This window comes from Leptotrichia sp. oral taxon 879 str. F0557, from assembly GCF_000469385.1.
In the GTDB taxonomy this organism is placed as follows: Bacteria; Fusobacteriota; Fusobacteriia; order Fusobacteriales; family Leptotrichiaceae; genus Leptotrichia; species Leptotrichia mesophila.
Window position 1 is genome coordinate 182,314 of sequence record NZ_KI271343.1, and the last position, 25,793, is coordinate 208,106.

22 protein-coding genes are annotated in these 25,793 nt (G+C 30.0%); 1 reads left to right on the top strand and 21 read right to left on the bottom strand.

What is annotated here, in order from left to right; genetic code table 11:
• Positions 1-180: 180 nt before the first annotated feature.
• The 21 genes from tyrS to HMPREF1552_RS08945 form a co-directional block, all read right to left on the bottom strand.
• On the bottom strand, positions 181-1,419 hold the full coding sequence (gene tyrS, locus HMPREF1552_RS08840; RefSeq protein ID WP_021744820.1) for a tyrosine--tRNA ligase: 1,239 nt from the start codon (positions 1,417-1,419) through the stop codon (positions 181-183).
• A 219-nt stretch (positions 1,420-1,638) separates the two neighbouring features.
• Entirely contained in the window at positions 1,639-2,565 is a 927-nt protein-coding gene (locus HMPREF1552_RS08845) for a phosphatidate cytidylyltransferase (RefSeq protein ID WP_021744821.1), read from the bottom strand.
• Positions 2,555-3,373, bottom strand: a complete 819-nt coding sequence (uppS, locus tag HMPREF1552_RS08850; RefSeq protein ID WP_021744822.1) for a polyprenyl diphosphate synthase — start codon at positions 3,371-3,373, stop codon at positions 2,555-2,557. Before uppS ends, HMPREF1552_RS08845 begins: the two co-directional genes overlap by 11 nt.
• A gap of 152 nt (positions 3,374-3,525) precedes the next feature.
• Complete coding sequence (gene priA, locus HMPREF1552_RS08855) at positions 3,526-5,808, bottom strand: primosomal protein N' (RefSeq protein ID WP_021744823.1); 2,283 nt, start codon at positions 5,806-5,808, stop codon at positions 3,526-3,528.
• Positions 5,809-5,857: 49 nt separating this feature from the next.
• On the bottom strand, positions 5,858-7,966 hold the full coding sequence (locus tag HMPREF1552_RS08860) for a penicillin-binding transpeptidase domain-containing protein (protein ID WP_021744824.1): 2,109 nt from the start codon (positions 7,964-7,966) through the stop codon (positions 5,858-5,860).
• Positions 7,967-7,988: 22 nt separating this feature from the next.
• Positions 7,989-9,425: an Asp-tRNA(Asn)/Glu-tRNA(Gln) amidotransferase subunit GatB gene (gene gatB, locus HMPREF1552_RS08865; protein WP_039901523.1), complete on the bottom strand. Its 1,437-nt coding sequence runs from the start codon at positions 9,423-9,425 to the stop codon at positions 7,989-7,991.
• Positions 9,426-9,911: 486 nt separating this feature from the next.
• Complete coding sequence (gatA, locus tag HMPREF1552_RS08875; RefSeq protein ID WP_021744827.1) at positions 9,912-11,375, bottom strand: Asp-tRNA(Asn)/Glu-tRNA(Gln) amidotransferase subunit GatA; 1,464 nt, start codon at positions 11,373-11,375, stop codon at positions 9,912-9,914.
• 21 nt (positions 11,376-11,396) lie between these two features.
• A complete protein-coding gene (gatC, locus tag HMPREF1552_RS08880) occupies positions 11,397-11,696 on the bottom strand; it encodes an Asp-tRNA(Asn)/Glu-tRNA(Gln) amidotransferase subunit GatC (protein ID WP_006805047.1) in 300 nt (99 codons plus the stop codon).
• 69 nt (positions 11,697-11,765) lie between these two features.
• Positions 11,766-12,503 carry a hypothetical protein gene (locus HMPREF1552_RS08885; RefSeq protein WP_021744828.1) on the bottom strand — a complete coding sequence of 246 codons (738 nt, stop codon included), beginning with the start codon at positions 12,501-12,503 and terminating at the stop codon, positions 11,766-11,768.
• Between the two features lie 26 nt (positions 12,504-12,529).
• Positions 12,530-12,733: a DpnD/PcfM family protein gene (locus HMPREF1552_RS08890; protein ID WP_021744829.1), complete on the bottom strand. Its 204-nt coding sequence runs from the start codon at positions 12,731-12,733 to the stop codon at positions 12,530-12,532.
• A gap of 23 nt (positions 12,734-12,756) precedes the next feature.
• Positions 12,757-13,422, bottom strand: coding sequence for an HAD-IB family phosphatase (locus HMPREF1552_RS08895; protein WP_021744830.1), 666 nt, complete (start codon positions 13,420-13,422; stop codon positions 12,757-12,759).
• Between the two features lie 21 nt (positions 13,423-13,443).
• Positions 13,444-14,130, bottom strand: coding sequence for a pseudouridine synthase (locus HMPREF1552_RS08900; protein ID WP_021744831.1), 687 nt, complete (start codon positions 14,128-14,130; stop codon positions 13,444-13,446).
• A gap of 19 nt (positions 14,131-14,149) precedes the next feature.
• The gene (gene scpB / locus HMPREF1552_RS08905) at positions 14,150-14,842 is read right to left on the bottom strand and encodes an SMC-Scp complex subunit ScpB (protein ID WP_021744832.1); all 693 of its coding nucleotides are present in this window, start codon (positions 14,840-14,842) and stop codon (positions 14,150-14,152) included.
• 99 nt (positions 14,843-14,941) lie between these two features.
• Entirely contained in the window at positions 14,942-15,988 is a 1,047-nt protein-coding gene (locus HMPREF1552_RS08910; protein WP_021744833.1) for a rod shape-determining protein, read from the bottom strand.
• Positions 15,989-16,238: 250 nt separating this feature from the next.
• Positions 16,239-18,827: a DNA translocase FtsK gene (locus HMPREF1552_RS08915; RefSeq protein ID WP_021744834.1), complete on the bottom strand. Its 2,589-nt coding sequence runs from the start codon at positions 18,825-18,827 to the stop codon at positions 16,239-16,241.
• 763 nt (positions 18,828-19,590) lie between these two features.
• A complete protein-coding gene (agp, locus tag HMPREF1552_RS08920; protein WP_021744835.1) occupies positions 19,591-20,811 on the bottom strand; it encodes a bifunctional glucose-1-phosphatase/inositol phosphatase in 1,221 nt (406 codons plus the stop codon).
• Positions 20,812-21,118: 307 nt separating this feature from the next.
• Positions 21,119-22,342, bottom strand: coding sequence for an SMI1/KNR4 family protein (locus HMPREF1552_RS08925; protein ID WP_039901496.1), 1,224 nt, complete (start codon positions 22,340-22,342; stop codon positions 21,119-21,121).
• A gap of 318 nt (positions 22,343-22,660) precedes the next feature.
• Positions 22,661-23,353 carry a hypothetical protein gene (locus tag HMPREF1552_RS08930; protein ID WP_021744837.1) on the bottom strand — a complete coding sequence of 231 codons (693 nt, stop codon included), beginning with the start codon at positions 23,351-23,353 and terminating at the stop codon, positions 22,661-22,663.
• A gap of 185 nt (positions 23,354-23,538) precedes the next feature.
• Positions 23,539-24,270: a hypothetical protein gene (locus tag HMPREF1552_RS08935; protein ID WP_021744839.1), complete on the bottom strand. Its 732-nt coding sequence runs from the start codon at positions 24,268-24,270 to the stop codon at positions 23,539-23,541.
• A gap of 45 nt (positions 24,271-24,315) precedes the next feature.
• Positions 24,316-24,894: a hypothetical protein gene (locus HMPREF1552_RS08940; protein ID WP_021744840.1), complete on the bottom strand. Its 579-nt coding sequence runs from the start codon at positions 24,892-24,894 to the stop codon at positions 24,316-24,318.
• On the bottom strand, positions 24,895-25,317 hold the full coding sequence (locus HMPREF1552_RS08945; RefSeq protein ID WP_039901497.1) for a hypothetical protein: 423 nt from the start codon (positions 25,315-25,317) through the stop codon (positions 24,895-24,897). It abuts the gene before it with no gap.
• Between the two features lie 135 nt (positions 25,318-25,452).
• On the opposite strand from HMPREF1552_RS08945, the gene HMPREF1552_RS12815 reads away from it, so the two are divergent.
• Positions 25,453-25,647, top strand: coding sequence for a helix-turn-helix domain-containing protein (locus HMPREF1552_RS12815; RefSeq protein WP_369750447.1), 195 nt, complete (start codon positions 25,453-25,455; stop codon positions 25,645-25,647).
• Positions 25,648-25,793 lie beyond the last annotated feature (146 nt).

Genomic DNA, 25,793 nt, shown 5'->3' on the forward strand with positions numbered 1-25,793 from the left:
TTATTAATCAAAATATCTAAAAAATAATTTAATTTAATAATTATGAATTTTCTATTAAACAACCTTATTATAAAAATTTATTTCTATTTCTAAATGGGATTTAGTATTAATATTTATTAAAAAAAAACTCTACATAAGAAAAAATAATTCCTAAATAGAGATTTTTTATTTTAAAATTTACTATTTCACTTTCACAATTTTCTTTTTCCCAGCCCTAATAATCATTCCGCTTTCGACATTTACATTTGCCTTAATATCTTTTATCGCTTCATCATTTATTTTGAATCCACCTTGTGAAATTAGCCTTCTTGCTTCACTTGTTCCTCCAAGTAATTTTGCTTCTTTTACAAGCAAGTCAATTACATTGATTTCTCCATAAGGAACTTCCACTTCTGGTAAATCTACGTCAAGATTTCTTTTACTAAATACGTTTTCAAACCAGTCTCTTGCTTCCTTAGCTGCTTCTTCACCGTAGTAAATTTTTACAACTTCAGCTCCCAATTGTTTTTTAGCTTCCATTGGATGTAAACTTCCATCTGCAATTTGAGCCTTGATTTCTTCAATTTTTTCAAAAGGAACGTCTGTTATCATTGTATAGTAATTTTCCATTAATTCATCTGAAATTGACATAACTTTACCAAACATATCATTTGGAGTGTCTTTTACACCAATGTAGTTTCCAAGTGATTTAGACATTTTTTCCACTCCATCAAGACCTACCAGAATTGGCATTATCATACAGACTTGCTGCTCCTGTCCAAAGTTTTTCTGTAAATCTCTTCCTCTTAGCAAATTAAATTTTTGTTCTGTTGCTCCCAATTCCACATCAGCCTTCAGTTCAACTGAATCATATCCTTGCAAAATTGGATACATAAATTCAATCAATGAAACTGGTTTGTTTTCAGACAATCTTTTTGAAAAATCTTCTCTCGAAATCATTTGCGATACAGTAAACTGTGACAATAAATTCAATGCATCTGAAAGTGATAATTTTTCCAGCCAGTCAGCATTATAAACAACTTTTATCTTATCCAAGTCCAATATCAATTTTACTTGATCCAAATATGTTTTTATATTTTCATTTACTTGCTCCTCTGACAACATCTTCCTAGTTTCAGATTTTCCTGTTGGATCCCCAATTCTCCCAGTAAAAGTCCCAATCAAAAACAGCACTTCATGACCTAAATCCTGAAACTGCTTCAATTTTCTCAAAGGTACAGCATGTCCCAAATGAAGCTCCGAACCTGTCGGATCTATCCCCAATTTAACCCGTAGCGGAGTATTAGTTGAAATTGATTTTTCCAACTTTTTCTTAAATTCATTCTCATTAATTATTTCATCGCACCCACGGCTCAAAATATTAAATTGTCTTTCTACTTCATTTTTTACTTCTATTTCATTATTTCTATCTATGCTCATTCTTATTTTTTCTCCTTTTTCTGTTTTATTTTTTATCCATTCAATAACTTAATTTTATAACTTTACTCTTAAATATTCTAATTTTGATTAGTATCTATTTCTTTAATTATTTTTATTATATTAGTTTTTTAACGCAAAGGTATTGTAATTAAACTAAAAATTGTCGTGATTTTTTGGAAATAAAAATTTCTGTAACGGTTTTAAAGTTACGCTTAACTTTTATAAATATGCCACATACTTCATAAAATAATATACGATTGGCAATACGAACAACGCACTGTCAAATCTATCTAAAAATCCACCATGTCCCAAAAGCAAATTCCCAGAATCCTTTACTTCAAGTTCTCTTTTTATCTTAGATTCCACTAAATCTCCTAATTCTGCAAAAATTCCTATTGCAAGTGCTAAAATAAAGGCTTTTCCTCCACTAATCGCCACATAATCATAATTTACTGAACAGTTTGAAGACAAAAAGGAGATTCCACATACAAAATTTGCTATAAATAAATATATTTTGTCAAAAAATAAAATTACTAAAAATACTCCCAAAATTCCTGCTATCGCACCTTCAATTGATTTTTTCGGACTGATTTTTGGTGCAAGCCTATGCTTAAATATTTTTCCACCAATTGCCATTCCAACAAGGTAAGCAGAAATATCACATGCCCAGATTAACATAAATGTCATTACAACCAGAATATTTCCATTTGCAAATTCATATTTTATCAGTAAAATATGTGAAAATAAATATGAAACATAGATTATTCCAAACAACGTATAGGAAATTTCTGCCATTGCATTTTGAATTTTCACCTTTAAAACCTGCCTTAAAGACAGAAGAATTATTGCAAATACAATAAATCCACCCATATCAAAGTTAATCTGCTTAAAAAGAGCAAATCTGAAATATGAAAAAATATTTTTTGAATTTTCCTGAAAATATATTGCAACTGGTAAAAATAGACCAAGTCCCATTCCAATTCTGCTTGCCACCTCAAAGCCCTTATCCTTTAGCATTTTATAAAATTCAAACAGGGACATTCCAGTTATTACAAGTGTAAATATTAGAAACATCACATTTCCCTTTAAAAATATCCATAAAAGGAAAGGTACAAATAACAAAATAATAAATAATCTACTTAACATTCAGTCCTCCGTATCTTCTATCCCTTTTATTAAAGGATAAAATTGCTTTATCTAATTCCTCTTCGTTAAAATCAGGCCAGTAAACATCTGTTATGTAAAACTCTGAATAGGCAATTTCCCAAAGCAAAAAATTACTTATTCTAAATTCTCCGCTTGTTCTGATTACAAGTTCTGGATCTGGAATTTCTGGACGGTACATAAATTTAGAAAATTCTTCTTCTGTAATTTTTATATTTTCTGAACTTTTCTTTTTATCTACAAACCCATTTACTACTTTTTTTGTAACATTCAGTCCATTATTTTCATTATTAAACTTCTCTTCTATTATTTCACTTGATTGATCCAAAAGTTTAGTTTCCAAAACTTTGTTCACAGCATCAACAATCTCTCTACGTCCACCATAATTAAACGCTATATTAAAAACAATATTCTCACAATCCGCCAAATAATTTTCAGTTTCCTCAATTTTCTTTAGCAATTTTTGTGAAATATTTTCCTTTGCTCCTGTAACAAGTAATTTTACGCCTTGTTTTTTTAAATTTTTCTTCTCTTTATCCAAATACTTTGCAAACAAGTCCATAAGTCCATTTACTTCCTTTTCAGGCCTCTTCCAGTTTTCAGTTGAAAATGCGTACACAGTCAAATATTTCACGCCAATGTTCCCAGCATACTTTAATATCTTTTCAAGACTGTTAGCCCCAACCCTATGCCCTTCCAGCCGAATCTTTCCACGCTCCTTAGCCCAACGTCCATTTCCATCCATAATAATGGCAATGTGCCTAGGAATTACCAATTCATCTCTATCCATATTATCCCTTTCAAGAATAAAAATATTATTGCTTTAATTATAACAGTCAAATTATTATTTTTCAAGGTGTTTGTAAAATTATTACATAAAAAAGAAGCAGAATCCCAAAAATTCCACCTCCAAGTATACTAAACCTTTTTAAAAATAAAAAATTACATCATATTTACAGGATCTACATCAATCGTAACCCTAACTTTCTTTTCCCTTTCCCGAAATTTGCCCACACATTTTTTTATAATTTTTTTTATTTTCAAGATATTTTCTCTTTCAAATTTAAAAAATATCTGGTATCGGTATCTTCCGTTTATTTTGTAAATCGGAGATTTGAAAGCATCTGAGATAAAATCATTTTGAGTTAAATTCATAGATTCATTTACATTTCTTATAATCTCTTCACGTAAAATTTTGGCTTTTTCCATTACCAAATTTTCTTCAGTTGCCGAAATTACCAAAATTATAATTCGTCCAAAAGGCGGATAATTTAACATTTTTCGCATAATCATCTCATTTTTGTAATATCCTTCATAATCACTTTCGATTGTTTTTTTTATTACATCATTTTCGCCATTAAAAGTCTGAATAATCACTTCCCCATCCTTTTCTCCACGTCCTGCACGCCCTGAAGCCTGTGTCAATAACTGAAAAGTCTTTTCTGAGGCCCGAAAGTCTGGAAAATTTAGAATTATATCAGCATTAATTACTCCGACTAATGTTACGTTTGAAAAATGCAGGCCCTTTGCGATAATCTGTGTTCCGAGCATTATGTCGTATTTGTGATTTTTAAAGTCGTTGTAGGTTTTTTCATAATTTTGCTTTGTCTTTATGCTTTCAGAATCTACTCTTACTATTCTCGCCGATGGAAACGCTGTCGCCAGTTCCTCTTCAATTTTTTCCGTTCCAGCCCCAATTTGTCTCATTTTATGTCCGCCACATTCATCGCACGTATTATCAAAGCGTTTTTCATAGCCACAATAATGGCATTTGAGACGATTATCATATTTGTAATAGTTTAAAGAAATACTGCAGTTCGGACAAGTTGGAATATTTCCACAATCCTTGCATTTCAGCAAGTTTGAAAATGCCTTTCTATTCAAAATAAGTATAACCTGCTCATTTTTTTGTAAAGTCTGAGAAATTCTATTTAGCAGTTCTTCCGAAAAATTTTCTGTTGTTTCATTCAAATCCACAATTTCAAATTTTGGTAACTTAGCATTCTTATACCGTTTTGTCAGCTCAATTAATTCAATATCTCCCTGCTGTGCCTGATAATAAGTTTCAAAAGATGGAGTTGCTGAACCTAAAATCACTTTTATCTTTTCACTTTTTACAATTTCAGCTTCTTCCAAATTATCATTTTTCTCTAATTCACTATTTTTTTCAAGTTTCTCATCTTTTTTCAAATTTTCATTTTGCAAAAATGCCCTTTTTATCGCCACATTTTTTACATGATACCGTGGATTATTCTCCTGCTTATAGGTATTTTCATGCTCCTCATCCACAATAATATATTTCAAGTTCTGAACAGGTGCAAAAACCGCCGATCTTGCTCCAATCACAATTTTCTTTTCTCCATTTCGTATGAAAGTCCACTCTTCCCGCTTTTCCTTGTCTGTAAGTTTGCTATGAAGAATAGCCACTTCATTGTGAAATTCCTCCTCAAGCCTTTGTATCATCTGAACTGTAAGTGAAATTTCAGGAACTAGAAAGATACTCCCAAATCCTTGTTTCAAGGCTTCTTTTATCAACTTAATATAAATTTCCGTCTTCCCTGAGCCAGTTATCCCCTTTAACAGAAAAATCTGATTTTCACTATTTTTTATTGTATCCACAGCCTTTTGCTGCTCATCATTCAAAATAATTTCCTTTTCTACAATTTCACTTTTTTCCTTTTCTCTTTTTGAAATTTTAGAATTTAAAATAACTTTCTTTTCAATTGAAATAATCTTTTCATTTACAGCTCTTTCCACAATTTCGCTGGAAAAATTCTTTTTCAAAGTTACAACCGTAACTTCCTGACGTTTTTTCATATATTCGTTAAATTTTTTTATTTCCTCAATTTTTTCCACTTCCAAAGTTTCATTATTTTCAGAAAATTCCCTTTGAAAAATGGCTTTTTTAGAATAATTTAACTTCAATGCTCCTGGATAAACTGCCTTTATTACGCTATAATAATCACTTATATAATAATTTTTTATCCACCTTATAAGTTGCATAATATCGGATGGAATGGACAAAACTGGGGCAGCATCCTTAATTTTTTTCACTTTTGAAATATCAAACTGAATCTGATTTTCATTAACGATTGCTATAATAAGCCCCATTTTATCCTTATTTATAAAATTGACAATGCACCATTGACCGATTTCATACGTCTCTTCCGATTTATACGTGTATATTCCCTGATTATTTTCCACATAAATTTCATAATAATACATTTTTACCCCTTAACATTTCTTCCTCAATTAATTTTTATAAAAGATACTTTTACTCCAGCATTATCTGTATCTTCGTCTGTTTATCAAGTTTAGTACCTTTTTCAGGAAATTGTGATACTACTACTCCACTCCCAGTAATTTCATACGGTGAAAATTTCCCTTGTGGATAAATCGATAAAAATTCCCTTAGACTAACTCCTGTCAAATCAGGCATAATATTTTTTTCAAAATCCTTCTTTATCTTAGTTAAATCTTTTTTCTTTTCCTTCTGTACGAATTCTGCCTTTTTTCTCGTTTCCTCTTTTTTAGATTGACCATCAGGTCCTATTCGCTTATATTCAATTAATTTTGTAAGAATATTTCTTACTGATGGTAATGCAACCTCTGATCCATAATATTTTCCTTTTGCCTCATTAATCGTAATAATCAGAGCATACTTAGGATTTTCTACTGGAAAGAACGCAAAAAACGAACTGAAATATTTTCCTTTCTCATATCCTCCAATTCCCGATTTCTGAGCCGTTCCTGTTTTTCCTCCAATTCTATAACCTGGAATATATGCATCATTTCCAGTTCCATAATTTACGACAGCCTCCATATACTTTCTATTTAGTCTTGAAACTTCGTCACTAAATACTTTTTTTATTACAATAGGCTTGTTTTGTTCAACTATTTTCCCATTACTATCTTCAATTCTATCAACTATATATGGTTTTATAAGTTTTCCATTATTTATAACTGTATTAAGTGCCATAAGTATTTGAATTTGTGTCATTGATATTCCTTGCCCAAAAGATATGTTTGCCTGCTTAACTTCTGTAAGTTCACGTAATTTCAATAGCTTTTTGGTAGACTCGAAATAAGTATCTACTCCAGTTTTTGCTCCAAGCCCAATATCTGTAAGATAATGATGAAAAATATCCCTATTTACCATTAGTCCAATTTTTACCATCGCAACATTTGAAGAATATGCAATCGCATCCATAAGGCTTAGATTTCCCATTGCCTTACCGTCATGATCTTTTATTATTCTATCCTGCACCTGAATAGATCCCGGAGAATAGATTCTTGCACTTGGATTAATCACTTTGGTCTCCAGTCCCGTCGCAACTGTTACTGGCTTAAATATTGATCCTGGTTCAAAGAAGTCTGTAATTGTCCTGTTTTTTATATTTGCTTTCTCTGTTGCCTTTGGATAAGATGACATTGCAACTATCTTTCCCGTTTCCACTTCCATAACAATTCCCATTGAAGAGTCTGCATTATACTTTTCAAAAGTCGTTCTCAGCTCCTCATCCAACGCATATTGAATAAAGCTGTCAATCGTAAGCACAATATTATTCCCATCTTTAACTTTCCGTGAATTTTCCTTATTATTTATCTTTACAAGACGTAAAAATGCCTCTGGTATTCTAAGGCCTTTTACTACTCCTCTTTCTCCTGAAAGCTCCTTGTCATAATACTTTTCAATTCCATAAACACCTCTGTTTTCATTATTCACATACCCAAGCGTTTCCTGAAAAGCGTCGTTTTGTACGTAGTTTCTTGTAAATGCAGTTTCAAATGTTACACCCTTAAATTTTCTCTTATATTTTCCCTTATTTTTTCTGGCTTCTTTCCTGTCATTATCAATTTCTGCTTCAATCGCCATTCTTGTCTGGTAGGAAATCTTGCTGTCTATTTTTAGATATTGTTTAGACTGTCTTTTCTTTTCAGCATAATCTGCCCTGTACTTATCAGTTTCAAACGGATCTATATACCTTTTCAGCATATCCAGGACCGTATCAATATTTTCCTCATCAATCAATGTCGGATCCAATATGACTATAAACTGCTCATTGTCATACGCCAGAACTTGTCCATCGCTCGTTGATATTTTCCCTCTTTTAGGCTTTACATAGTATTCAGAAGAATATTTCTTTTCAGCATCTGCCCTGTATTTCTTTCCGCCTTTTGTCTGAAGATGATAAACTCTTCCTAGCAGCATTACAAATCCTGTAATTGTAAAAAGAAATAACAATATAAATCGTCCATTAAATGTATTTATATATTTTTTCAGCTTTTGGAAAAATTTTTCAACTTTCTTCTCTTTTCTATTTTTTTCTACATTTGACTTTGCTCTGTCAATAATACTACTTTTTTTATTACCTTTTTTCATTTTTCTCCTAATTTAACCAATATTAACCTTCAAGTCTTGCTAAAATCATTTCATTAATCATTTGTGGATTAGCCTTGCCTTTAGACAATCTCATTGACTGTCCCACAAGATATTTTAATGCGTTACTCTTTCCAGCCTTATAATCTTCCACTGATTGAGGATTTTCAGCCAGCACCTGCTCTACAATCTTTTCAATTTCGCTGTTGTCTGTAATTTGCACAAGCCCTTTTTCCTTTACGATAATTTCAGGATCTTTATTTTCTGAAAGCAAGATTTCAAACACATCTTTTGCTATTTTTGAACTAATCGTATTAGCTTTTATCAATTTAATTAATTTTCCAATATTTTCAGGCTCAACAGAAAACTCCTCAATAGAAATATTTTTTTCTTTTAGCACACGTAAAATTTCTGTCAATACCCAGTTTGCCGCAAGTCTTGCATCATCCGAAACTTTTACAACTTCCTCATAATACTCAGCCAGTTCCTGCTCTGATGAAAGAGTAGCCGCTTCCATTTCATTCAATTTATACTCATTAATAAATCTTTTTGCCTTCTCATCTGCAAATTCAGGCATTTCATCCTTTACATTTGAAAGTCTTGATTCAGTAATGATAATCGCTGGCAAGTCAGGCTCTGGAAAATATCTGTAATCCATCGCTTCCTCTTTGCTTCTCATCGGCTTTGTAACCGCATTTTCCTCATCCCAAAGTCTTGTTTCCTGAACTACACGCCCGCCATTTTCAAGCACTTCAATTTGTCTGTTTGTTTCATATTCAATCGCCTTTACAACCGCCTTAAACGAGTTCAAGTTCTTAGTTTCTGTTCTAGTTCCAAGTTTTGTTTCGCCTTTTTTTCTAACAGAAACATTAGCATCACATCTAAGTGATCCAAGTTCCATACTTACATCACTGACTTTCGTATATTTCAGCCTATCCTTCAATGTATTCAAATAAGCATACGCTTCCTCAGCATTTTTTATCTCAGGCTTTGAAATAATCTCGATTAACGGTACGGAGGCCCTGTTATAATTTAGCAAAGTTTCAGAAGCCGTATGAATACTTTTTGCCGTATCTTCCTCAATCTGTATTCTTTCAATCCCGACACTTGCCTCTTTTCCACTATTTGTCATAATTTTCAAAACTCCATTTTCAGCATAAGGCTTAAAAAACTGTGTAATTTGATAATTTTTTGGCGAATCAGGATAAAAATAATTTTTTCTATCAAAATAGCTCTCCCTGTTTATCTCACATCCAAGTGCAAGTGCCGCCTTTATCGCATAATCCAGCACCTTTTCATTCAACTTCGGCAAAGCCCCAGGCTGCCCTGTACAAATAGGACATACCGCAGTATTAGGTTCTTTATTATCGTAATCTGCATCACAAGAACACCATACTTTCGTATTCGTTTTCAATTGACAATGCACTTCTAGTCCGATGACTGTTTCATATTCCATACTCATTTTTTTTATTTTTCCTTTCATAGTATATTAGTAATAATCATATTTATCATTAACTCTTCAATGGTTTCTCCCACTTCATTTAGTTCTCTTGAATCATTTTCTTTATTTTCTAATTCTTTATTTAATATTGTTTCTATTTCATATTGAATCTTTTTTGAAATTTCTTTTTCTTCTGTATTTTTTATTAAATTATACAAATAAAAGTCAAAATCAAAATTTTTTTCTATATAATTTTTTGATAATTCAACTTTGAAATAATTATTAAAATACTTGCTAAAATATAAAACATAACAAGTTATTCTTGTCGTTATAGGATTTTTAAATAGAAATAAACTATGATAGTTATTATTTGTTCTTTTTGTTTCTCTAACTTCAACTATATTTTTTAATAGGAATTATATGTTCTACTGATTCATTCTCTTTAGAAAAAAACTTGTTTACATAAATAGCAGTTATTCATAATTATTATATACATCCTTTTTAATTTTACAATTCAGGATACTCTATCTCTCCACGTTCTTTCTCAAATTTATTTGCCACATTAAACAATAAGTCTTCTCTAAAGTAATTTCCAATCAGCTGTATTCCTACAGGAAGTCCATTTACAAAGCCACCTGGCACTGATATTGCAGGCAATCCTGCCATATTTACCGAAACTGTGTAGATATCAGCTAGGTACATTTGAACAGGATCTGTATTTTTTTCACCTTTTTTAAACGCTGTTGTTGGAGAAACTGGTGTCAAAATCAAGTCGACTTCTGAAAGAACTCGTGAAAAATCATCTCTTATTAATCTTCTAACTTGTGAAGCCTTTTTATAATAAGCATCATAAAATCCAGAACTTAACACATAATTTCCAATCATAATTCTACGCTTAACTTCATCTCCAAAACCTTCTGTTCGTGATTTTACATACATTTCTTCAATATTCTCATCACTTTTTCTAACTCCATATCTCACTCCGTCATATCTTGACAAGTTTGAAGCCGCCTCAGCAGATGAAATTATATAATAAGTGGAAATTGCGTATTTTGTGTAAGGCAACGATACTTCCTTCACTTCCGCTCCAAGTTTTTTCAATGTTTCCACAGTTTTATCCACAACTTCCTTTATTGATTTATCCAGTTCATCTGAAAAATATTCTTTTGGAAGCCCAATTTTTAATCCTGTTATATCATTTTCAAGCAAAGATAAATAATCTGGCACTTCCACATCCGCAGTTGTCGGATCATTTTCATCATATCCTGAAATTATCTGCATAACTCTTGCCAAATCTTGTGAACTTTTTGCCAAAGCCCCGATCTGATCCAATGAAGAACCAAATGCCATAAGCCCGTATCTCGAAACTCTTCCATAAGTTGGCTTTATTCCCACAGTTCCAGTCAAGCTCGCAGGCTGTCTAATACTTCCACCAGTATCCGTCCCCAAAGCAACAGGTATTTCACTAGCCGCAACCGCAGCTGCCGATCCCCCACTGCTTCCTCCTGGCACTCTTTCCAAATCCCAAGGGTTAGATGCTGACTTTATTGACGAATTTTCATTTGAAGATCCCATCGCAAACTCATCCATATTAGCCTTTCCAACCAGTACTACTCCAGCTTCCTTTAACTTTTTCACAACAGTAGCATCATAAACTCCCACATAATTTTTCAGAATTTGTGAAGCCGCAGTTGTCAAATCTCCCTTTGAAACAATATTATCCTTCAACGCCACAGGCACTCCAAAAAGTCCTGTATTTTCATATTTTTTTCTTCCTTCTTCGTTATTTTCTTCATCAATTTTTCGAGCCTGTTCCAATGCCTTCTCCTCAAAAATATTAGAAAAAGCCCCAACCTTATCTTCAACAGATTTTATTCTATCTAAAAAATTTCTTGTAACTTCTTCTGAAGTAATCTCTTTATTCTTTATCATTTCAGCCAGTTCGCTAGCTGCTTTTTTGTATAAATTCATTTTTCCACCTTTCCAATTTTTCTAATTATCCGCATTTTCTCCAACAACTTTTGGTACAATTATAAATTCCTCATCCTTATTAGGTGAATTTTCTAAAATTTCCTTCTTAATTCCAGCATCCCTAACTTTATCTTCTCTCAATTTATCTTTTAAGTCCAGCACATTAAAAAGTGGCTCTACATCAGTCGTATCAACCCCATTCAACTCTTCCATATGCTCAAATATTTTATTCAAATCCACCCTAAATTTCTCAATTTCACTTTCCGAAAATTCCAATTTAGAAAGTGCTGCTATTTTTAAAACATCTTCTTTGCTTAACATTTTTCCTCCATTCCCATTTATCCTTATTTTTTATAACCTAATTTTTCAATTCCAGCTAGCTTCCACACTTTATAAAAGAGTATTGAATGATAACCTTTCTATCGTTTGTTCATATTGTTTAACTAATTCCTCATAATCTAAAAATTTAACTCTGGCTTTTAGTTCATTAAATGCTGTATATCCTATCTTATTTTCAAATTCTTTTTTCCGACGTTTATCTGCTACAATAATCATTCTGGTATAAAAATCTTGTAAATCATAAAATTTCAACAATGAATTTTGTATATCGGTAGAATGCTCAACTTCAAAAAAAGAATGTGGCATTTTTCTTTCATTAAACCATATAACGTCAATCGTCGAACTTCTTTTTACCAATTCTTTATACGTAAACATTGGAATTTCATTAAGTGAAGATATTTCACTTAATTTTTTATCAATAAATTTTTTATTCTTATCTTGATTCGGTATAAATGTTTTCAAATTTTTTAAATTTCCCATATTTACAAGTAATCCTTGATAATATGAATGGTTAAAGTTTTTTATTTCTTCAGAATTTTTATTTTTTTCATCTTCTTGAATTATTCCTTTTAACTCATTTTCTTTTCTAAATTGCTCTAATCCATAAAGTCCTGGTTTTATTTTATAAATTTCTTTTCTTTGCTGAACTATTCTCCGAATACTTGCAAATGGTGTTTTAGTTTTCCATTCACACTCTTTAATTTTAAAAACTTCGTGGTTTAATTCTCCTAAAGTGGCAACTCCACCTAATCTTTCAATTGTCAAAATAACAGCTTCATATTGTTTCATTCCAAACTCCAAAAATCTTATATAATTTAAAATTCAATCCATTCTATACTTTCTTTTCTGTCAACTGTTTCTCCAAACATAAGTTTATATGAAACATTTCCTGGTTCAAGTACAAATTCTCCACTATAATATTTTTTCTCTGCAATATTAAATGCTTCTTCGATATTTTCTGCTTCAACTTCAAATTCTTCTGAAACATGTTTTTCTATTATTATTTTAAATTTTTTCATTTTAAAAGCACTCTTTTCTTAAATTAAAATTTCTTATTATTTTCTACCCACTCCAAAATCTCGTCAAAATCCCCAAACTTAAAAAACTCAATTCCATTTTCTTCACAAAACTTAACCGCCCTAGTCCCTTTTCTTACAAAAGCAAAATCAGCCACTTCCAATGCTTTGTAATCAGACGGACCATCGCCTACAAAATAAGTTGTATAGCCCTGTTTCTTATAATTTTCTACAGCTTCCTTCTTGTCAACGCCGTAATAGCCTTCCTTGTCCAAAAATGGATTTTCCACAGTAATTTGGTTTTTATCAGTTCCACTAAATTTTAAATCATTTGATATAACTTCGCTATCTGGCAAGTTTATACCATATTTTGATAGTGTTCCCTGTACGTTTAGCCTTGCACCTGCACTAACAATTTTAAATTCTGCTCCACTTTTTACAAAATCTACAAAAGTTTCATCAATTGTCACATTTTCCTGTAAAGTCTGGATATACTGCTCTTTTGTGATATTTAAAGAGCCTAGTCCATATTTTATAAACTCTCTTATAGAATATTCTCCAGCTCTGTATCTTTTTCGCAGTTCCTGTTTAAATTCAGGCTGATGTGTTTCAAGCAAAACATCTGTCGAATCTTTTTTACTGATTGTTATATCAAAATCTATTAAAAAGATTGATTTTTTATTATTTCCCAATTTTTTCCTCCTGCCAGAAATTTATAAACTTTTTAGATATTTAATTTCATCTTCATTCAAAGCACGATATTCTCCCACTTGTAAATTACCAAGCGTAAGTTCTCCCACTTTAATACGTTTTAATGAATTAACATTATATCCCAATGTTTCCAGCATTTTTCTTATCTGCCTGTTTCTTCCTTCAAAAATTGCAATTCTAAGTTCCTTTTTGTCAATTTTCTTAACTTTTGCTGGTGCAGTTCTTTTCCCGTCAATTACAACTCCATGCTGCAGTGCCTCAATATCCTTGTCTTCAATTTCACGGCTAACTCTTGCAATGTAGCTTTTATACAATTTTTTTCGTGGATGCATTACGTGATTGTAAACTTCCCCATCGTTACTGATTATAATTAACCCTTCTGTCATAAAGTCTAATCTTCCATAAGTAAAAAGTCTGGCACGTGATTTTATAAAGTCTACTGCAAGTCTACGCCCAAACTTGTCTTCATTTGAGCAAATCACTCTTTTGGGCTTATTTAAAATGTAATATTCATATCTTGTATTAAGTTTTACTCTTTCTCCATCAATTTTGACCACATCTTCAGGCTTCACATCCATTCCAATAATCGCCTCATGCTTATTTACAGTAACTCTTCCTTCATTTATCAGTTCATCAGCCTTCCTACGTGAACAAAATCCCGTTTCAGCTATAAATTTATTTAATCTCATTTTATTTACCTCTTTTTTTCTACTCTTTTATTTTTTCAATTTCTTCTTTTGCTTTTAGTTCCGAATCTTCTTCTGAATTTAATTTTTCTCCCTCTTTTGTGTCTTCATTTTCTGCCTTTTCATCTTCTTTGTAAAGCAACTCAATTTTTTGAAACTGCTCATTTCCTGGCAGTTCCTGTTTTCCATGGATATTCAGATAACTGTAAAAATCATCTGTTACTTCATATAAATTTGGTGTTCCAGCTGTTTTTTTCCGCCCAGAAATATAAATTAGTTTTCTTTCCAATAGGTTTGACATAGTCTTGTCTACACCGACACTTCTAATCTGCTCTATTTCTGCTTTAGTTATAGGCCCTTTATATGCGATGATTGCTAATGTTTCCATTGCTGAACGGGATAATTTCTTTAATTTCATTTCTGGATTAAAAAACCGTTTCACATCAGAGCCAAAAAGTGGATTTGATACAAGACATACGATTCCATTTTCAATTTTTATATTTATTCCTGTATTTTTCCGCTTTTCCTTTAAATTACACAATATTTCCTCTATTTCAAAATATTCCATTCCATAAAACTGTGCTAGCTCCTTTATGCTTATCATTTCCTTCGATAAAAAGATTATTGTTTCAATTTTTTCTTCAATGTTATTGATTCTATTATTTTCTTTAATCTCTTCCATTTCTTCATTTTTTTTATTTTCAAAATTTTCCATATTCTACCATTTATCTTAAATTTATTTCCATTGCATTAATAGGGGAATTCTCCTTTAACTATAACTTCAGAAAATTCCCCTAAATTTTATATTATTAAATTAATATTCGTATGTTGGTGAAATAATAATATTCTTATATTTATTAAAGTCTGTAAGAACTTCTGCAATTCCTAACACAACTGCGTGAATTGCTTCTTCACCAACTGTCACATCTAATGACAATTCTTCTTCTATTCTCTTTTTCAAAATTCTTATTCCTGCTCCTCCACCAGACAGATAAATTCCTGTTTCATAAACATCTGCCGCTATCTCAGGTTCTATTTCCTCTATCGTAAGCCTTATTTCATCAATAATGGCATCAATATGTTTTCTAATCGCCTTGTCAATATCTGAAGCCTTTACTTTCAAGCTTTTTGGCAATCCAACCCCTAGTTCACGTCCTTTTATTTCATATTCAGCATCTGGATCAGCATGGCTTATTGTATTTATTTTTAATTCCTCAGCCGTTTTTTCACCAATCAACAGATTGTATTCTTCTTTTACAAATTCCATAATATCTTCATTTAAGTGATCTCCAGCGATTTTAACTGATCTTGACAGTGCCGCTCCACCCGATACAATAAATGCAATTTCTGTAGTTCCTCCACCTATATCAACTATCAAATGCCCTTTTGGCTCAAACAAGTCAATTCCAACACCAATTGCAGCCGCTATCGGCTCTTCAATTAAGTAAACCTCTTTTGCTCCAGCATCCTTCACAACCTCTATTACAGCTCTTCTTTCAACTTGTGTAACTCCACTTGGAACACAGATTATAACTCTCGAACTTTGAAATCTATCTTTTTTTATTCTATGTAAAAATTCTTCAAGCATTCTTTCTGTAACTTCATAGTTTGAGATTACTCCATTTTTTAACGGACGTATAATTCTTGTATGTTTAGCAGTTCTTCCGATTATCTCTTTAGCTTTTTCACCAATATGCTCTAATTCCTCAGTTTTCTTGTTAATTGCAACATAAGTTGGCTCATCTACCAGAATCCCTTCTCCTTTAACATACACGACAGTATTTGCCGTTCCTAAGTCAATAGCTATATCACGTGTACCTCTTGGTGCTATATTTGTTTTAAAAATATCCAAAAATTTCATCTATTCTATCTCCTTTATTTTATTTTTTGCTTTTGATTACAGCAATTGCTCAAACTTTTTAAAATTAGATAAATTAAATATTATAAATCTTAATTCTAGTTTTAAACATTTTTACTGTATAATTTAAACTTAGTTATTATGAAATAATTATTATATTTTTCATTCTTGTATGTATTTTACCATTTTTTTTAAATATACTCAAGTAACTTTAACTGTGAATTTAAATAATATACAAATTATTATTATAAATTTAATTTATTTCATCAATATTATCAACTAATATCTGGTCATCAAAGCTTATTACACCATGTTCCTTAAGCTGTTCATAAATCCTTGAAGCCCTGTTAAATCCTACCTTTAATTTACGTTGTAACAATGAAATTGATACCTTGTTCTCCTGTCTTATAATATTTATTGCATTTTCAAAAAAAGGATCGACGTCTATCATTTCTTCCTGTGACTCTTCCAGAATTTCATTCCTGTATTTTACTTTTCTAGCAGACTTTAATGTGTCAGTCAAATTCTTAACTTCATCATCCGAAATATATGCTCCTTGAATTCTTTCCAGCTTTGAAGATCCATTGGCAAGAAGAAGCATATCTCCCTGTCCTAACAGTTTTTCAGCACCAGCTGTATCCAATATAGTTCTTGAGTCAATTTGAGATCTCAACGCAAAGGAAATTCTACTTGGCAAATTTGCTTTTATCATTCCAGTTATGACATCTGTAGATGGACGTTGCGTCGCTACAACTAGATGAATTCCTACAGCTCTTGCCTTCTGTGCGATTCTTGCAATCGATTCTTCAACACTTCCAGCCGCAACCATCATAAGATCAGCTAGCTCATCAATAATTATGACAATATAGGGCATTTTTTCCACATAACTAAGATCATTGTATTTTTTTATGTTTCTTACACCATTTTCCATAAGCTTCTTGTATCTGTTTTCCATTTCATTTACAGCCCATTTTAGTGCAATTGCCGCCTGCTGTGGATCTATTATTACTGGAACTAGCAAATGTGGAATATCATTATATGGCATAAGCTCTACCATCTTTGGATCTATCATTATAAATTTTACTTCCTTTTCAGACTTCTTGGAAATTAATGTGGAAATTAATGTATTTACTGCTACAGACTTTCCTGAACCTGTCTGTCCTGCTATTAGCAAATGTGGCATTTTTGCAATATCTATTAGCTTATCTCTTCCAACTATATCTTTTCCCAGAATCACTTTTAACTCCCCATTATCAAGCTCTTTATTTTTTATAATATTTGAAAAATGTACTGATTCTTTAATTTTATTTGGTGTTTCAATTCCAATAGTATTTTTTCCAGGAATTGGTGCTTCTATACGAATACTTTCCGCTGCAAGATTCATTGCTATATCATCTGAAAGTCCTGTAACTTTACTTACTTTTATACCCTTTGGAATAACAATCTCATATCTAGTAATTGTTGGTCCATATTCATAATTAACAACTTTTGCTTCCACTCCGAATTCTTTTAAAACGTTTTCTAGATGTCTTACATTTTCTCTTATACTCTTTTCAATCTTTTCCTTCTTTTTATAATCCATCGGCTTAGACTTAAATATTTCAGCAATAGACTTTTTCACAATATCATCATATCCCTGACTACTATCAAGCATTGCATTTGCTTCTCTCAGTTCTTCTTCTAGTACCTTTTTCACAGCTCCACTGTTTTCAAACGCTTCGAGTTTCGGAAACTGCTGAAAATTGGGATCCATTTGAGCCGAATTAACTACCGACTCTCTTCTTAAAGGCGTTACAATTTCAAGTTTTGGTTCTTTTTCCTCTTCTTCCTGATTTTCTTCTGTTTCAGATGACTCTTTTATCTTCCCATTATTTTCAATTTCAGATACTTCTTGTTCTTTTTTATCTAAATTTTTTTCATCATTTTCATTATTTTTTAAATTATCTGACAAATCTGTAACATTCTCAGTTTTAGCTTGCTGTTTTTCCTTATTATCTTTTTCTTTATTTTCAGATTTTTTAGAATTTTCCAAAATTTTCTGTTTTTCCTTTTCTTCGAAAATTTCAATCCATTCCTTTTCTTTTTCAGCTAATTCCTCTTTGGAATAGACTTCCGTTTTCTGCAAAAAGTTATCCTTTGGCTTTTTAGCAATTTCAAAACTCAGCTTTTCACTTCTCGACTGAATAATTTTTGCCTTGAGCATTTCCCTCTGATAACGTTTGTAATCTGTCTTTTTCAAGTTTTCTGCATATTTTTTTGCTTTCAGCTTTCTCTTTTTTTCCTTATAGTCGTCGCTCTTATAGTATCTTACAACTTCTCTTAGAAGTTCATAACCAAGCTCTATATAGTCCTTTAACAAAAGGCAGACAGATAATGCCAGCACAACAACCAATCCAATAGTCATCCATTTCAGATGCAAAATCTTATAAAACGGCATCGACAGCAGGGCTCCTGGAACTCCTCCGCTTTCACGGTTAAACCCTATTTCCAGAAGTTTTCTTCCCGCTTCAGTAAATACATTCGGCAAAGGATTCTCACCAACTGAACCTTTTACTAGAAACATGGATAGACTCAGAAATACTCCGATAAGTGCAACAACTTTCCCCTGCGTTATATCAACCCTTATTTTCTCGTAAAAAAACAGAACTATTCCGTATAGCATGGCGACAATCGCTATAAACCATGTCATTTTTCCAAAAAAGAGCATAATTCCACCCAGTATAAGTGAAAAAACATTTTCCCCAACATTGTCACTCAACATGCTTGATTTATTTGTCAGAAGTATTGTTAATACAAGTCCAGCAGCAAACCATATTACACCTTCGATTTTTCTTTTATTCATTTTGCTATCCTTTCTAAAAAATTCCTATCTACTAAAATGTTACACTACTTCCCATTTAAAAAGCAGAAATTAAAAAATTCATACAATCAAAGTCATTTTTTATAAGATTATACTGTTATACAACCTATGTAACTATTAGAATACCCTTTAATTAAATTTTATCATTAAGTATCCACCTTGAAAACTCTTATAATTTTATTTACAGGCATTATGATTAGTAATAATTTTTATTCAATTTTTTATAATGTAAGGACATCAGACACCATGCCCTCTTTTACAATAAGAAATTTTTCAAAATCTAAATGAAAATCTTTTATACAGATACTTTAAGAATTAAATTTAATTTTTTTAACAAGGCTATCGACTTAATTATTATGGAATTTTGCTTCTATTTTTTAAATGGGGGTTAGTATTGATTTTCAAATGTAGTCAAATTTAACTAAAGATTAAATTAGCTATGTAAAATACCACCTGTTTTAAAGCGGTTTTATTATAATATCATACATTATACTATATTTTTTCAATTTTGTCATTTTTTTTATGGCAATATTGCTTAAAATAAAACTTATAAATTCTAACTATATTTATCCAATTCTTAACTTTTTTTATTTTTTTCCCCTATTTTCAAGCATTTTAAATATCTTATCTAATTCTTCTAATTAACTTAGGATTTTACTTGCTTTTACCTAAAATTTCTATTTTTATCAAATATAAAAAGAGCTATCCTATATCGAAATAACTCTTTCTTTATAATTTCTAACTTTTAATTAAATTTTTTTAATTCTGTCATAAATTTAGAATACGGACAATATCCTCCTCTGTTAATTTTACAATTTTTCATTTCTAAAACTGTATGTTTTGGTGGATTTTCTCTTGTCAATTTTTGTGTTTCCCTTATTTGACTCAATGTCTGATATATGTACTCAACTTTTACTTTTCTTTCTCCTGTTTTTTTATCTTTCCAAATTTCAAAGAATACTTTTCCACCAATTGGAGTTTTTTCAACCTGCTCTTCCAGCTTATAATCTTTAAAGCCTAACGCAGCCAACATAGCAACTATATTAGAATCATGTCCCACTAATACCGTTACTTTGTGATTTGAAGAATATATATCATTATAAATGTATTTTATCAATGGTTCAGCCACATTCTTAGCTACTTTATCTGTTGCAAATAGTAAATCTTCATATCCATTTTTTATATCTGTTATTTTTTGCCATTTTTCCCTCGTATTTATATTATTTCCAGCAATTTTATCTAGTGGATATCCTTCATAATATTGCAATAACAAAGCATCTCCAATCTGTGTTCCCAATTTTATCGGTCCGTCTACTCCTGGTTCTTTATCCTTTTCAATTTTTAATGTTCCTTCTTCATTAAAAAATTTACATTTTCCTTCCTTTAAACATTCTTCAGATTTTATATAGTTAATTACACTACTCAATAAAGAGTATGAATCTTTCAATTCCTGATTCTGCTTCTTTAAATTCATTCCTTTTAATGCTTCTTCCTTAAATTTCGCATTATCAGTTGTAATTATCGGATTAAATACAGGATCCATTTTCCCTATTTCCATTTTATGCTCTGTTTTAATATCACATCCCGGAAATATCCCAGTTGTAAGTGATTGCCCAGTTGCAATTGTTCTTTGCAGGCTATTTGTATAAATTTGGGCATTATCAGGACTTAAGCACTCTCCTTTTTTTATAACTTCATTTTGTATTAACCAGTCATTTATATACTGTCCAAAATAAGTTTCCAGAATAGCGCCTTTTTTTGTCAAATGGCTTGCGGGAACATCCCAGTTCTCCCATTCATACGGAGTTACCTTCGACAATCTGCTCCCCGGCGATGTTAATGGTGAACGCAGCCCATGCCTGCTGAAAATCACAACCTTTTCCAGCTGCAAATTTTCACTCGAAAACATCATCAAACTACAAAAAACAAACATCAAAAATACCACAACTTTTCTTATTTTTGACATAGTACCATCTCCCTATAAAAAATTTTAATAATTAATTTTAATATTTGCTTAATCTCATTATTTATTATACCTTGAAATAGTATTTTGTCAATTTTATACTAAACCTCATTTAAAAATATGTATAACTGGCTACTACTTAGAGATAATGGCGAAACATTCTACGAACTACCCCGCCTTACGCAAAACTTTCTTATAAAGAAAAATAAAACTCTCTTTCCTCCAAACGCTTTTTCTCTTTAGCTTAGCCAGCTCCATGTCTCACCAAATTTTTATCAGCTTCTTTTTTAGCAGTTTCCTCCTGTGTTAATTATAATTTTGCATCTTCAGTTAGTACAAATTTTTCTGCTTCTTCCTGTTCTAATATTCTTTCTTCCTGACTTCCAATAATTTTCATCTCTTCCAATTCTCCAGCAACATCCTCGTCATCAATTTTAATATCAATCATTTCTCCTATTTTCTCTTCCTCAACTTCAAGATTAGGATTAGTCTTACGCACTAAATCAACCATAAATTCATTGAATGTTTTTCCTGTATGTGTTAATTCCCGTGTTTTCATATTATAACAATGAACTCTATCTTTTTTAGTATAGCTCTCTAAAAATTCACTATTCTCTCGTGTTGTCACAAAATAGTACAAATTATCCTCTACAAAAAATATAAATGGATAGCAGTTAGCTTCAGTATAGTATTTATTTTTTACTAAGCATTCTCCATTAAAATCATCTTGAAAAATGCATCGTTTCCTAACTTCCCAATTTTTGTAAAAAAGCAAACCAATCTTGCCTAATAATCCGCCGTCACTTCTTCCTGCCATCCTAAAAAAGTCTTTTAAATCATCTTTTATAGTTATTTCATAAAATTTCTCAATTTCTTCGATTTCTTCATCATTATAACCCATTGCCTGCCTATTATTTTTTTCCAAATATTTTTTCAATAAATATATAAAACTATTGTTATTTTTCTTGTCATCTGATAAATAATTGTCTATATTATATGATGTAACAGTTTTATCTTCATTTATTATATTTTTAGGTAGCAGTTCTCCGTTGCAAATTATTGAAAGTGGAACCATTTTAGGATTAAAATAATATATTGAAGATAGCATATATGAGTCAAAGTCTTGCCCTGTATCTTCTATTATTTCGTCATCTAAGTTGTCATCATAAAGATATACATTTAAATTTACTGTGTCTATATAATAATATTGAGAATCTGGCTCAACTGCCAATAAAAATATTTTTGATTTATCGAAATTATTAAATTTTAAGTTTTTAAGTTTTTTCCTGCCATAATTTTGCTCTCTTATTTTATCTCCAACAGTCATATGGGAATAATAAAAAGTTAATGTCGAAGTTAATAATCCATCACTACTTCTCCCTGCAATTCTCAAAAACTCCCTAAAATCCCCTTTCACTTCAATATCGTATAGTTTCTCTATTTTTTTAATTTCTTCTTCACTATATCCTATTGCTTTTCTGTTATGAAATACTAAATAATTTTTTAGCAGCTTTATAAAACTTTTTTCCTGCATTATTTTTCCCTTTCTTTCTTTAATTATTGCTAATAACAATCATAAAATATCAATTATTTATTACTATCGTGACAAATTACTACATCATAATTAGGGTAACTTACCATAAACAAAAGAAAAAAGTGCAAGCCAGCGTAAATACTGATTTGCACTATATATTTTAAATTTATCTGTGTACCTTTTACTTCTCTTGTTCATAATCAAATTTCTCTCCTTAACTATATTTTGACAAATAGAAAACTAGTTTTCAAATTACCTGTCCGAGATTTCGGGTACACTCCAAAATTTTTATAAACTAACTAACTTTTTTAAAATTATTTAATTTATAAGTTCAAAATCTGATTTTCGTATATAATGAATAACCGATGGTAATTTATCTGAAAAAATTTCTATCACTTTTTCATAAAGTTCTTTATAGTTTCCTGAAATTCCTCTATCTGAACCAAAATATTTTATTTTTCTTGTTATAATTGCAATATTCTCTTTAGGTACAGTTGTAAGTTTTGTTTTTGAAACAGGATACTTTTCTTCATTAATTTTTTCTACAATTCTTTCAACTGCATTTATTTTGTCTCTATTCATTTCTCTAAATATTTTTATTTTTAATTCATTAGTTTTTTCATCAATAAAATATAATTCTAAAATTAGATGTTCTCTTCCAAGATTTGCTCTTCCGTATAAAAAATATACCTCTTTTCCTTCATATATTGCAGGAACATGATGGTCTAAAAAATAATCTCTTAAACTTTCTTCACTCATAAATTGTTCATATCTTTCAGTTATTGTAAACTTTTCACTTATATTTTTAAATAAATCTTGTCTAAAATAAACATATAAATTTCCACTAAAATATAAAATCATTTTTGAAGCCATTCCATCATTTGGTGATTCAAATAACATTTCTAAATCATTACCTGGAAACATATCTTCATCATAAATAATAGGAGTTTGTTCTTTTGAAAATATAGCTATATTTATAAATAATAAACATATTACAATAATTTTTTTCATTTATTTTCTTTTTTCCATTTCTTTTAATATTTTTTTTATTCTCTCGTCCTCTCGTTTTAATTCCTCTTTAGATAAATTATTAAACATTATATCCTTATAAGTTGCTCTAAACTCTAAATTATGTTCTTGTCGTATCATATTTTCTATTTTTGCTTTTATCTGACATTTTAATAATCCTTTCTTTTTTAATTTAAATCTTTAATTAACTCAAAAACTTCCTTATTTAATTCTTGATAAAAAGTTGAATATAGTATTTCTTTTTCTATAAATTCGTAATATTTCTCATACTCTTTTTCTGTAATTTTAGTATTATTATGAGTTATATTTACCAAATAACGGTATAATTCATCTATATTTTTGCCTTTGTATTTTTCATAATCTGAAATTCTTTTTTTAACATTCTTGAAGTCTAAAACAAATGGATAGGATAGTTCTGGCAACTTTATAACTATATATTCAGAAAAGATCGTTTTTGTTTTTATTTCAGGAAGCGAGTAATAATCAACTGAATCCCTTTTTATATTTTCAAATTTTTCAGTTATTTCATTAATTACTAACATCTTTCTTATTTTTTTAATTTTTTTCTGCATCTTTTTATCATTTATAACTTTCTTATTTTCAAAATAAAAATAAGGTTTCATTTCTTTAAAATATCCATTATATTCAATTGCATTAAAATTTTGAAAGTCTATATTTAACTTTTTTATTTTTTCCTTATTTTCTATAAATAACGCACCATCACATCCTCCTATGTTAGAATTAAATACACAAAATGCTGATAATTTTTGAATTTCCAGCCCAGATTCTACTTTTTCATTAACAAATGGAAAATAACTATAATATGTTAATTTTCTTAATTCCTGTGATTCAGAAAAAATTATTACTGGTAATAGCAAAAATAATAATAAAATTCTCATTTTTTTTATATCTCTCCCTGTATTTCTAAAATTTTAAATATTTTATCAATTTTCTGTTTCTAGTGCTTTAATCAATTCTATAATTTTTTTATCAAAATTTTCAAATTTTAGATTACTAACATCCATAATATAAAAAAATGATAAATCTTTTGTTTTAAGAACAATAAAATTTGAATAAACCTTTTCATAGTTTAAATTTTTTTTATTAATTTTGTCTATCTTATTTATTTTATAATTTTTACCGTCACTTTTTATTATTCTTACCAACTCTTTTATTTTTCCCTTTAATTTAATATTTTTAACAATTTTCTCTTTCCCATTCATAAAATATCTGCGATTATTAGCAAAATAAGCCTCATAGTTAATTATGCTAAAATTTGATAAGTTAATATCTATTTTGGTCAAAGTAGTTGCAAAATCCTCATCTACATATATTAATCCAAAACATTTTCCATTAAGATATTCACAATAACCTGTTATTTTCAAAATTTCAATATCATATTTTGGCTTCTCATCAATGACTTTATAATATTCATAAAAATTTTTTTCTATTAGTTTTTGTGATTTAGAAAAAACAATTGTCGATAATAATAAAAAATATAATACAATTTTTATTGCTTTCATTTAATCTATCACTCCATCATACACTGCACGTGTATTAAAGTTATTCTCCTTTTCCAAGCCACGTTCTGTTGGTAGATTAGGAAATTTATGTATTATTTTAGAATTTTCAAACATTTTAGGATTTCCAACAGTATTAAATTCTTCTTGTTTTATCAACGCAACAGGTATATTTAATCTTATATTTTGATTTTCTTTCTTTGCAATATCAAGTTTTAATTGTATTTCTTCCATCAAATGTTTATATATTTCTGAATCTTTTTTATTTAATTCTTCTAAAATCAAATTATACCGTCTAGTGTTATTTCTGTTAGTCATTTTCATGTTTTCTATTTTTTGTATCACTTCCATAAACACCTCTTCTTTTGTTTTCACTTCTTTATGTTCATTTCGTAATGGAAAATTTTCTCTTATTTCTCCTGCCATATGTTTATGTCCTTTACTATCTAAATAAAAATAATAAGTCACAGATTGTATAAAACCAAAAAAATATAAAAACTTATGATAATTTTGTGTTAAAATGTTAGTAACCACAAAAACATTAACGAAAAGAAATATATCATAAGCCATAAATATTTTACCATAAATGAAAGAATTAAACTAGAGGTCCTGCTAAAAGAAAATTACAGGATTTCTAAAATTGCCAAAATCCTTAACAGGCACAGATCTACCATTTACCATGAGATAAAAAGAATTAATGGCGAATACTCTTCTGAAAATGCTCAGGCAGATGCCAATAAATTTTTAATGTATTGAAATAAATAGAAACAGATTAAGACAAGATAAAATTGCAAAGTACCATAAACAAAAGAAAAAAGTGCAAGCCAGCATAAATGCCGATTTGCACTATATATTTTAAATTTAATTGTTTTAATGGTGCCCAGACGCGGAATCGAACCACG

Excerpts from the sequence above, each read along its gene's own strand:
- tyrS (WP_021744820.1), bottom strand. The coding sequence starts at position 1,419 with ATGAGCATAGATAGAAATAATGAAATAGAAGTAAAAAATGAAGTAGAA.
- HMPREF1552_RS08845 (WP_021744821.1), bottom strand. The coding sequence starts at position 2,565 with ATGTTAAGTAGATTATTTATTATTTTGTTATTTGTACCTTTCCTTTTA.
- uppS (WP_021744822.1), bottom strand. The coding sequence starts at position 3,373 with ATGGATAGAGATGAATTGGTAATTCCTAGGCACATTGCCATTATTATG.
- priA (WP_021744823.1), bottom strand. The coding sequence starts at position 5,808 with ATGTATTATTATGAAATTTATGTGGAAAATAATCAGGGAATATACACG.
- HMPREF1552_RS08860 (WP_021744824.1), bottom strand. The coding sequence starts at position 7,966 with ATGAAAAAAGGTAATAAAAAAAGTAGTATTATTGACAGAGCAAAGTCA.
- gatB (WP_039901523.1), bottom strand. The coding sequence starts at position 9,425 with ATGAGTATGGAATATGAAACAGTCATCGGACTAGAAGTGCATTGTCAA.
- gatA (WP_021744827.1), bottom strand. The coding sequence starts at position 11,375 with ATGAATTTATACAAAAAAGCAGCTAGCGAACTGGCTGAAATGATAAAG.
- gatC (WP_006805047.1), bottom strand. The coding sequence starts at position 11,696 with ATGTTAAGCAAAGAAGATGTTTTAAAAATAGCAGCACTTTCTAAATTG.
- HMPREF1552_RS08885 (WP_021744828.1), bottom strand. The coding sequence starts at position 12,503 with ATGAAACAATATGAAGCTGTTATTTTGACAATTGAAAGATTAGGTGGA.
- HMPREF1552_RS08890 (WP_021744829.1), bottom strand. The coding sequence starts at position 12,733 with ATGAAAAAATTTAAAATAATAATAGAAAAACATGTTTCAGAAGAATTT.
- HMPREF1552_RS08900 (WP_021744831.1), bottom strand. The coding sequence starts at position 14,130 with ATGAGATTAAATAAATTTATAGCTGAAACGGGATTTTGTTCACGTAGG.
- scpB (WP_021744832.1), bottom strand. The coding sequence starts at position 14,842 with ATGGAAAATTTTGAAAATAAAAAAAATGAAGAAATGGAAGAGATTAAA.
- HMPREF1552_RS08910 (WP_021744833.1), bottom strand. The coding sequence starts at position 15,988 with ATGAAATTTTTGGATATTTTTAAAACAAATATAGCACCAAGAGGTACA.
- HMPREF1552_RS08915 (WP_021744834.1), bottom strand. The coding sequence starts at position 18,827 with ATGAATAAAAGAAAAATCGAAGGTGTAATATGGTTTGCTGCTGGACTT.
- agp (WP_021744835.1), bottom strand. The coding sequence starts at position 20,811 with ATGTCAAAAATAAGAAAAGTTGTGGTATTTTTGATGTTTGTTTTTTGT.
- HMPREF1552_RS08925 (WP_039901496.1), bottom strand. The coding sequence starts at position 22,342 with ATGCAGGAAAAAAGTTTTATAAAGCTGCTAAAAAATTATTTAGTATTT.
- HMPREF1552_RS08930 (WP_021744837.1), bottom strand. The coding sequence starts at position 23,353 with ATGAAAAAAATTATTGTAATATGTTTATTATTTATAAATATAGCTATA.
- HMPREF1552_RS08935 (WP_021744839.1), bottom strand. The coding sequence starts at position 24,270 with ATGAGAATTTTATTATTATTTTTGCTATTACCAGTAATAATTTTTTCT.
- HMPREF1552_RS08940 (WP_021744840.1), bottom strand. The coding sequence starts at position 24,894 with ATGAAAGCAATAAAAATTGTATTATATTTTTTATTATTATCGACAATT.
- HMPREF1552_RS08945 (WP_039901497.1), bottom strand. The coding sequence starts at position 25,317 with ATGGCAGGAGAAATAAGAGAAAATTTTCCATTACGAAATGAACATAAA.